Consider the following 8,575-nt stretch of genomic DNA (forward strand, 5'->3'; position numbering starts at 1 on the left):
TCCCGTAAGTTAAGCATGGAAAATAAACGCAGGCTCTGTTGTTTAAATGATGATTATTTATTCGAATCCTTGAGTTTGTTTATATAATGAGCTTTGATGCGTTAGCCCTGATAATACTACCGACCAAAGAAACAACTGTGATGATAGATGCCACTTTAATAGGTTCATGGTGAGATATATAACCAATAAACAATGATGCCAGTCCTGCACTACCTAATTGCAATGTTCCCATTACGCCGGAAGCTGTCCCAGCCGCTTGAGAATGCGTGGCAATTGCCGATGCAGTACCTAGTGGCAATAAAAAACCATTACCGAAAGTCAATACTGATATTGTTAGCACAGAAGTTATCAATGGGTAGGAACTAAAAAACATTTGTATCGTGAAAGCAATACCTCCAACAACAAAGATGAGATAACCATGAGAAATTGTCTTTCTCACGCCCTGACGGCGACTTAATTTTTTAGCCGTAAGATTACCCAACACATAACTTAAAGAGAGCATTATATAGGTGTAACCAACATATTTTTCTGGTAATCCCATAGCTGTAAGAATAAATGGAGATTCAATCAAATAAGAAAAATATGCCGTATAAGCGAAGCAAGGTATTGCTGCATAGTAAAGAAACTCTTTATTTATTATCACTTGGTAAGTACTAACCAATACATTTTTAATACTTAATTTTTTGCGTTTATTTATTGGTAGTGATTCTTTCAGAACTAGCAAGCACAATATAAGCGTGACTGTTATAAATAAAATAAGAAATAAAAAACAGGATTTCCAGCCATAATATTCACTTAACATACCGCCGATCATTGGTGCGATAGCGGGTGACATTCCCACAAAAGGGAAAATAATCAGATACAAATTGGCTGCCTCTTCTTTCTCCATCAGATCACTAATAATGGCACGACTTAATGTAATACCAGCACAAGCGCCTATTCCCTGAAATAAACGTAATAATAGTAACTCACTAATATGTGTACTGTAAAAAATACCGATTGTTGAAATCAACCATATAATCATCCCAGAAATAAGAACCGTTTTTCTTCCTAAACAATCACTTAATGGCCCATAAATAAGTTGAGAAAAGGCTATACCAAATAGAAATATAGTTATTGTACTTTGTATACTAGATTCGCTAACGTGATAATAGTTTCCCATCTTACTCAAGGCGGGTAGAAATATATCCGATGAAACCAATCCCCCCATAGAAAGAAAAGCCATTAAAACGATAAATAATAAAGATTTATTTTTCATGGACCATAACCAATCAATATAATAAACATTATCCCTGAATAAATTCCGTATAAAATAAAAGTTATGTACCAGTTAAATTTACATTAAATGCACACAATCACTTATTTAATGAAAAGATCAAGATCTTGCATGTGAAAAGGTAACAAATTAATTTGCATATCACCTTGTGCTGCAAGAATTGAAGGATTTTCATAACAACATGAAAATTAAATCCCATTTACGCTTTAGATTAATAATTTTTTACTCTATAAATACCCCCTCCAAATATTGAGATACTTTTACACAACTTCTTTAATAATTAACTTTTACAAAAATAAATTCATGTAAATATTAATTAAAAAAATAGTAACACTAACATCACTTTTAGCAAACAAAAAAACATAGAATTTAAGTTCAAAAATGAATAAAAAAAATACAAAATACAACATATAATACTAAAAAAATCATTTTGAGATTCCAGCACGAACATGTACTTGCCCTTTTTGTACCAAGCACAATGCTGTCTGGACATCATTCGTCAGTGCGGAGTAGTGCCTGTTGTCATCAGTCAAATTAACGGTCGCTATTATGCCGTAGTTAACGTCAATACCTTTGAAGACGTTGACTCTGCGCTGCTTAAATATTTCCTGAATGAATTCGCATCTTGCCGTACAATCCTTCCCTTCCCATCTTATTTTATTACCGGAAGAACGAATGGACAGACGATTTGTTCAATCCCATAAAGAAGCACTTTGGGCCGTGTTCCTAACGCTTGCTTATCTTATTGGCTGGCTATTGACAGCCTATTTACCCAGTGATGCTCCCGGTGTCACCGGCTTACCTCGCTGGTTTGAAATGGCATGTTTGTTACTACCAGTTGTATTCATTATCCTCTGCTGGTTAATGGTGAAGTTTATTTTCAAAGAAGTCCCGCTGGAGGATGAGAATGCAAAGTGAAGTTATCTTACCTCTGCTTGGCTATCTTGCATTGGTATTTCTCCTGTCAGTTTACGCTTATCGACGCCACCAGAAAGGCACCTTCCTGACTGAGTATTTCCTTGGCAACCGTTCAATGGGCGGCTTTGTATTGGCAATGACCATTACTGCCACCTATATCAGTGCCAGCTCATTCATCGGCGGGCCAGGAGCAGCCTATAAATATGGTTTGGGATGGGTATTACTATCGCTGATTCAGTTGCCAGCAATATGGCTTTCCCTGAGTGTGTTAGGTAAAAAATTTGCCATTCTTGCCCGTCGCTATAATGCCGTCACCCTTAATGACATGTTATATGCCCGTTATGGCAGTCGTTTTCTGGTTTGGTTTGCCAGCCTAAGTCTTTTAGTCGCTTTTATTGGCGCGATGACCGTTCAGTTTATTGGCGGCGCACGCCTGCTGGAAACTGCTGCGGGTATCCCTTATGGCACTGGATTAATGATTTTCGGTATCTCTATCGCTCTCTATACCGCATTTGGGGGGTTCAGAGCGAGTGTTCTCAATGATGCCCTACAAGGGCTGGTAATGTTGCTAGGCACTGTTCTACTGCTGGTGGCGATTATCTATAAGGCAGGAGGTCTGTCAGAGGCGGTCGCCACATTACGAACAATTAATCCTGAGCTGGTTTCCCCACAAGGCGCAGGCCATATCCTTAGCGGACCTTTCATGGCATCGTTCTGGATACTGGTCTGTTTTGGGGTAATTGGATTACCTCATACTGCCGTTCGTTGCATCTCCTACCGCGATAGCAAAGCTGTTCACCGTGGGATCATCATCGGAACCATCGTCATGACGATCCTCATGTTTGGTATGCACCTAGCAGGCGCAATTGGTCGAGCCATTATTCCTGATCTGACCATTCCCGATCAGGTGATCCCAACATTGATGATCACTGTATTGCCACCATTCGCTGCTGGAATTTTTCTAGCCGCACCGATGGCCGCCATTATGTCCACAATTAATGCACAACTGCTGCAATCTTCTGCAACAATCGTCAAAGATCTCTACCTAAACCTGTTTCCACAACAAATCGTACAGGAAAAAAGACTCGCCCGAATTTCCAGTTTTTCTACCCTGATTCTTGGTTTGTTGCTACTTTTAGCCGCCTGGCACCCACCCGAGATGATTATCTGGCTGAATCTATTGGCCTTCGGTGGCTTACAGGCCGTATTCCTCTGGCCATTAGTACTGGGCCTGTATTGGGAAAAAGCCAATGCCTATGGCGCTGTCAGTTCGATGATTACAGGGGCAACAAGCTACACTCTGCTCGCGAGTTTCAATATCCATCTATTGGGCTTCCATCCGATCGTGCCATCGCTGCTACTCAGCCTGCTAACTTTCTGGATGGGCAATACCATCAGTCAGCGATTACCGCTAAAAGCGGCCAGACCACACTAAGTCGGTTTCTTTACCCTATTTTTTCAATTAAGGAAAATTTTTTATGCCTTGGATACAACTTCGATTAAATACTACAGGACAGCTCGCTGAATCCCTTGGAGATACTCTAATGGAAAATGGAGCAGTATCAGTCACCTTTCAAGATAGCCACGATAATCCCGTATTCGAACCCTTACCAGGCGAGACTCGTTTATGGGGAGATACAGATGTCATCGGGCTTTATGATGCTGAAACGGATATGAAAGCAGTTATCAGCCAACTCGAACAAGTTCCTCAGTTGGGTGAAGGATTTATTCATAAAATTGAGCAGTTGGAAGACAAAGACTGGGAACGTGAATGGATGGATAACTTCCACCCAATGCGTTTTGGCAACCGCTTATGGATCTGTCCAAGCTGGCGCGACATCCCTGATCCAGATGCTGTCAACGTTATGCTAGACCCTGGACTGGCTTTTGGTACAGGTACTCACCCAACTACATCGTTATGCCTGCAATGGCTAGACAGACTCAATCTGGAAGGTAAAACGGTTATCGATTTTGGTTGCGGCTCCGGCATACTCGCAATTGCTGCGCTAAAGCTCGGTGCAACGCACGCTATTGGCATAGATATCGACCCACAAGCTATTCAGGCCAGCCGAGACAACGCAGAACGTAATGGCGTTCTGGAGCGTTTAACGCTATATTTGGCGAAAGATGCACCAACTGATCTTGAATCTGATGTAGTAATTGCTAATATTTTGGCAGGCCCTCTACGTGAACTCGCCCCTGTAATTGGTGCATTACCAAAACCGGGTGGCCTGTTAGGTCTATCGGGCATTTTAACGAACCAAGCAGAAAGTGTTATTCAGGCTTATACAGATAAATTTGTAATCGATCCTGTTGCGGAACAGGAAGAATGGTGCCGGATATCTGGGGTAAAAATAACAACAAATTAGAATTATTTTATTTTGTTATAATTTCAAGTGCAAATTTTGATCGCTTATTGATGATAATCCGTGCTGTCAGCAAACTTGCTGGTAGAAAAATCCTAAGTGATAAACTTTACCAATAACATATAACACCATGTTATTTATGAATAATTATATTTACCACAGAAGAGAAGCTGGAAAAAAGTTGTGACAAATGACGATTTGCTCAAAGTTTGGCCTTTCATATTTTGCGAAAAATGCGTAATATACGCGCCCTTGCAGTCACAGTATGGCCACTCTTTCTTCGTCTATGCGTATCGGACAATACCAGCTGAAAAACTGTCTTATTGCGGCCCCAATGGCTGGCATAACTGACCGCCCGTTTCGGTCACTATGTTACAAAATGGGTGCAGGTATGACAGTATCGGAAATGCTTTCTTCCAACCCACAGGTCTGGAAGACAGACAAATCCCGGCTACGTATGGTTCACAGTGACGAACCGGGAATTCGTTCCGTGCAAATTGCTGGCAGTGATCCCAATGAAATGGCAGCGGCAGCGAAGATCAACGTCTCTAATGGTGCTCAGATCATTGATATCAACATGGGGTGTCCAGCCAAGAAAGTGAATCGTAAGCTAGCAGGTTCGGCTTTACTACGTTACCCTGAATTGGTGGAAAAAATTCTTTCTGCCGTTGTAAACGCAGTAGATGTTCCTGTTACGCTGAAAATCCGCACTGGATGGTCGCCAGAAGAACGAAACTGTGTAAAGATTGCCCAATTGGCCGAGCATTGTGGTATCCAAGCTCTGACGATCCACGGCAGGACTCGTGCCTGTTTGTTTAACGGAGAGGCAGAGTACGACAATATTCGGACAGCTAAGCAGACTGTTGCCATCCCGGTTATTGCCAATGGTGACATTACTGACCCGCTTAAGGCCAGAGCAGTGCTTGAATACACCGGGGCTGATGCCCTGATGATAGGCCGCGCTGCTCAGGGAAGACCCTGGATCTTCCGGGAAATCCAGCACTATCTGGCAACAGGAGAACTGCTGTCACCGATGCCGATTGGCGAAGTGCAGCATTTAATGAACGAGCATATACAGGAATTGCACGACTTTTATGGTCCAAGCAAAGGAGCCCGTATAGCACGTAAGCATGTATCCTGGTATCTCCGGGAACATGCTCCTGATGACCAGTTCCGGCGCACATTCAACACCATAGAGGATGCCAGCGAACAGCTGGAGGTGTTGGGGGCATATTTCGAAAATTTTGCGTAATATAAAGAAAAGAGCTGACAGAACTATGTTCGAACAACGCGTAAATTCTGACGTACTAACCGTTGCTACTGTAAATTCACAAGATCAGGTAACCCAAAAACCTTTACGTGATTCAGTTAAACAAGCACTGAAGAACTATTTTGCTCAATTAAACGGTCAAGATGTTAATGATCTGTATGAGTTGGTATTGGCTGAAGTGGAACAGCCATTGTTGGACATGGTGATGCAATACACCCGTGGCAACCAAACGCGCGCTGCCCTGATGATGGGCATCAACCGTGGCACACTGCGTAAGAAATTGAAAAAATATGGCATGAACTAATTAATTAACCGTTAGTTCATTAAAAAAGGCGCTGTACCTCTTGGTAAAGTGCCTTTTTTGCCAAATTCACCGGTAGAGGATTGATGCTACTGGAATAACAGCATTGCAATGCTCTTTAGCCATTGCATGAGGCTATATTGATAAAATATAACTTAGAATCTAACGCTTTCCCTTGTGCGTGGTAGCGATTTCACCATCTTTTTCAAGAAAATGACCGATCGATCCCCAAGAGAATATATGTCTGCTTATAGGGAACGTCGTTATTGAGGTAAGTCGTTATTGAGATAATATACAAAAATTGCCAACATCAAAATAGCTATTCATCAAAAGAACTATCCACCATATGAACATAGACGTCGGCAATTGCATCAAATAAAGAAGATAGCTAATAACATTCTACGTACATAAATATACCTTGTTAAAAGCTATTATTTTTCATCATCATTTATCAACTGATAAGATACAGCAATATTTGCTGCCTGACCAGCTAATGGGTTGTAATCACTGGACAAATATATCCCTGCAATATAGTGGCTTTCACCAACATAAAACTTCCTATATCGAGATGTTCCAGGCGAGCCCAATGACAATGAACGACCATCATTTAAAGTAAAGACCGCTTGATCAACAGCACCATTTCCCCATACTTCCAAACTGGTAATTCGACTACCATTCAGAGAAATAGATGACGTCTCACCAGATATTGTACCTAATTGATGGCGATTACCATCATCAAATACAACTGTCAGCCCTCCTACCCTCGCAGCCCCTCCAATACGCACAATATGTCCCGTTAACGAATCTATCTTTCTTCTTTTTCCTCCATTAAGAGCCGGTTTGAGAGGTGGAGTCATATCTTTCTCTGGAGTCAATGCCTGAATTCTGGCTTTTGCTGTTTGACGGTCAAAGAAAGTAGAATAACTTAAAACATCAACATAGATTTTATTATTTACCGACTCAGCTTCACTTAATTTATCCCAAATACTGATATATTCAATCCCATGTAAACGACAGTGACCATGAACAGACATAACATTATTTGCAACAGTGTCAGCCGTCGAGTTATTAAGAGCATCATTAAGCTCTCTATCATATATATTGTTAATATAACTATTAGCCTGTTCTACCGTCTTTTTAATTAATCCTCGGACTTTTTCAACATCAATATTACTAAGCCCAATTTCATCTTTTCTCTCTAAACCAGCAACCCAATATGTTATCTGCATCATAACCGTAGTAGAAAACATGGGTAATATCTGATAATTAACATCATCCGAAAAATTACTAAACTTTTTGTGATAGCCATCTATATTTTCTGCCAGGTTATTAAAAGCACTCCTCGCTTCTTCTGATCCTGGATGCTTATCAAGAAGATCAGCAACGGTTGCCATTCGTTCTTGTATATATGCAATATCACCAGCAAGGATACCTTTAATCGTCTTTAACGCAGACTCCTCTATCATCCTTTCAATTTGTTTGACAATCCCTTCCCATATATTTTCTTTCGATTGAGGCCAGAATAAACCGACTAAAAAAGATATAGCGGGACCAACCGAAGGGATAAAGGATATTCCCCCTATGATTGCATTTTTTACAATATCAGTAACATCCCACTCTAATGCACTCGTTTTTACAGCATATTCATTAGCCACAATGGTTCTTATGTCTAAAACATTTTCTGTATGCATAATGGAACCCTTCAATTAAAATAAGATGCTTAAACCAAATTTGCCGTCACATAAGCAACTTTGTCCGTGTTATTATAGATAACAAATTTACTATAATAAAAAGAGTTGCTAGGCACGTTTAACACCTTCTCTTCTCCTAATCCTACATCTATAGAACCAGACTCAAACCATTCAGAGGTAAAACTATGAGACCAGTAAAATTTAGCCGTAACACTATTTGATAGCCCTGTATTTACAACTCTCAGAGAGCTTCTGGATTCTGGAATTACTGGTGTATCTATTCTAAACACTTCCACACTGGCATGAGGTGATATAGTCACATCACTCAAAGGACCAACTGCATTTAAATCTTTATATACTGGAACAGGAGAATTAGAATAAAATTCTGCTTTCTGATCATCTGAATCAACAACAATGGTTATTCTAGACATATTTATTTTCCTCATTAAAATTTAAATAAAATATACTCAACTTGCATATAAATATTTTCAAAAACAGCATTACCACTTAATTAAAGATACTCTTTAACTATCATAGAACTACTATACCCGTCATCTTTCAAATTGCCTCTTTGTTGGCTGCACTCGCTCCCCCCGGTCACATAGTTACCTATGCTCCCAGGGATTCACTCCCTTGCCGTCGCAGGGCGGGATTCCACTTTGTATTTAATTTAATCAAAGATAAGTTGACTACGGAATTCCCCTGACCAAATGGCTCTTCGACGTTTAGCCGCCTGACTGTCTTTTATACTGG

Annotated in this window: 8 protein-coding genes; 5 read left to right on the plus strand and 3 right to left on the minus strand. The window is 40.5% G+C overall.

Annotation, left to right across the window (positions count from 1 at the left end; genetic code table 11):
• Window positions 1-79 precede the first annotated feature (79 nt).
• Window positions 80-1,258: a multidrug effflux MFS transporter gene (locus ACGF49_RS23570; RefSeq protein WP_387493057.1), complete on the minus strand. Its 1,179-nt coding sequence runs from the start codon at window positions 1,256-1,258 to the stop codon at window positions 80-82.
• Between the two features lie 693 nt (window positions 1,259-1,951).
• On the opposite strand from ACGF49_RS23570, the gene ACGF49_RS23575 reads away from it, so the two are divergent.
• From ACGF49_RS23575 to fis, 5 genes are all read left to right on the plus strand, one after another.
• Entirely contained in the window at window positions 1,952-2,194 is a 243-nt protein-coding gene (locus ACGF49_RS23575; protein WP_112879754.1) for a YhdT family protein, read from the plus strand.
• Window positions 2,184-3,629 carry a sodium/pantothenate symporter gene (gene panF, locus ACGF49_RS23580; RefSeq protein WP_113043702.1) on the plus strand — a complete coding sequence of 482 codons (1,446 nt, stop codon included), beginning with the start codon at window positions 2,184-2,186 and terminating at the stop codon, window positions 3,627-3,629. Before ACGF49_RS23575 ends, panF begins: the two co-directional genes overlap by 11 nt.
• A 43-nt stretch (window positions 3,630-3,672) precedes the next feature.
• Entirely contained in the window at window positions 3,673-4,563 is an 891-nt protein-coding gene (gene prmA, locus ACGF49_RS23585; protein ID WP_113043703.1) for a 50S ribosomal protein L11 methyltransferase, read from the plus strand.
• 283 nt (window positions 4,564-4,846) lie between these two features.
• A complete protein-coding gene (dusB, locus tag ACGF49_RS23590) occupies window positions 4,847-5,812 on the plus strand; it encodes a tRNA dihydrouridine synthase DusB (protein WP_271859666.1) in 966 nt (321 codons plus the stop codon).
• A gap of 25 nt (window positions 5,813-5,837) precedes the next feature.
• Window positions 5,838-6,134: a DNA-binding transcriptional regulator Fis gene (fis, locus tag ACGF49_RS23595; RefSeq protein ID WP_010847912.1), complete on the plus strand. Its 297-nt coding sequence runs from the start codon at window positions 5,838-5,840 to the stop codon at window positions 6,132-6,134.
• Between the two features lie 428 nt (window positions 6,135-6,562).
• Here fis and ACGF49_RS23600 read toward each other — a convergent pair whose 3' ends face one another.
• Together ACGF49_RS23600 and ACGF49_RS23605 are read right to left on the minus strand one after the other, a co-directional pair.
• Entirely contained in the window at window positions 6,563-7,822 is a 1,260-nt protein-coding gene (locus tag ACGF49_RS23600) for an insecticidal delta-endotoxin Cry8Ea1 family protein (RefSeq protein ID WP_113043705.1), read from the minus strand.
• Between the two features lie 29 nt (window positions 7,823-7,851).
• Window positions 7,852-8,253 carry a hypothetical protein gene (locus ACGF49_RS23605; RefSeq protein ID WP_113043706.1) on the minus strand — a complete coding sequence of 134 codons (402 nt, stop codon included), beginning with the start codon at window positions 8,251-8,253 and terminating at the stop codon, window positions 7,852-7,854.
• Between the last annotated feature and the right edge of the window lie 322 nt (window positions 8,254-8,575).

Origin of the sequence: Photorhabdus sp. RM96S (assembly GCF_042879335.1) — a bacterium.
Lineage (GTDB): Bacteria > Pseudomonadota > Gammaproteobacteria > Enterobacterales > Enterobacteriaceae > Photorhabdus > Photorhabdus kayaii.

Bases quoted from the DNA above. Each gene is read 5' to 3' on its own strand.
- ACGF49_RS23570 (WP_387493057.1), bottom strand. From the start codon at position 1,258: ATGAAAAATAAATCTTTATTATTTATCGTTTTAATGGCTTTTCTTTCT.
- ACGF49_RS23575 (WP_112879754.1), top strand. From the start codon at position 1,952: ATGGACAGACGATTTGTTCAATCCCATAAAGAAGCACTTTGGGCCGTG.
- panF (WP_113043702.1), top strand. From the start codon at position 2,184: ATGCAAAGTGAAGTTATCTTACCTCTGCTTGGCTATCTTGCATTGGTA.
- prmA (WP_113043703.1), top strand. From the start codon at position 3,673: ATGCCTTGGATACAACTTCGATTAAATACTACAGGACAGCTCGCTGAA.
- dusB (WP_271859666.1), top strand. From the start codon at position 4,847: ATGCGTATCGGACAATACCAGCTGAAAAACTGTCTTATTGCGGCCCCA.
- fis (WP_010847912.1), top strand. From the start codon at position 5,838: ATGTTCGAACAACGCGTAAATTCTGACGTACTAACCGTTGCTACTGTA.
- ACGF49_RS23600 (WP_113043705.1), bottom strand. From the start codon at position 7,822: ATGCATACAGAAAATGTTTTAGACATAAGAACCATTGTGGCTAATGAA.
- ACGF49_RS23605 (WP_113043706.1), bottom strand. From the start codon at position 8,253: ATGTCTAGAATAACCATTGTTGTTGATTCAGATGATCAGAAAGCAGAA.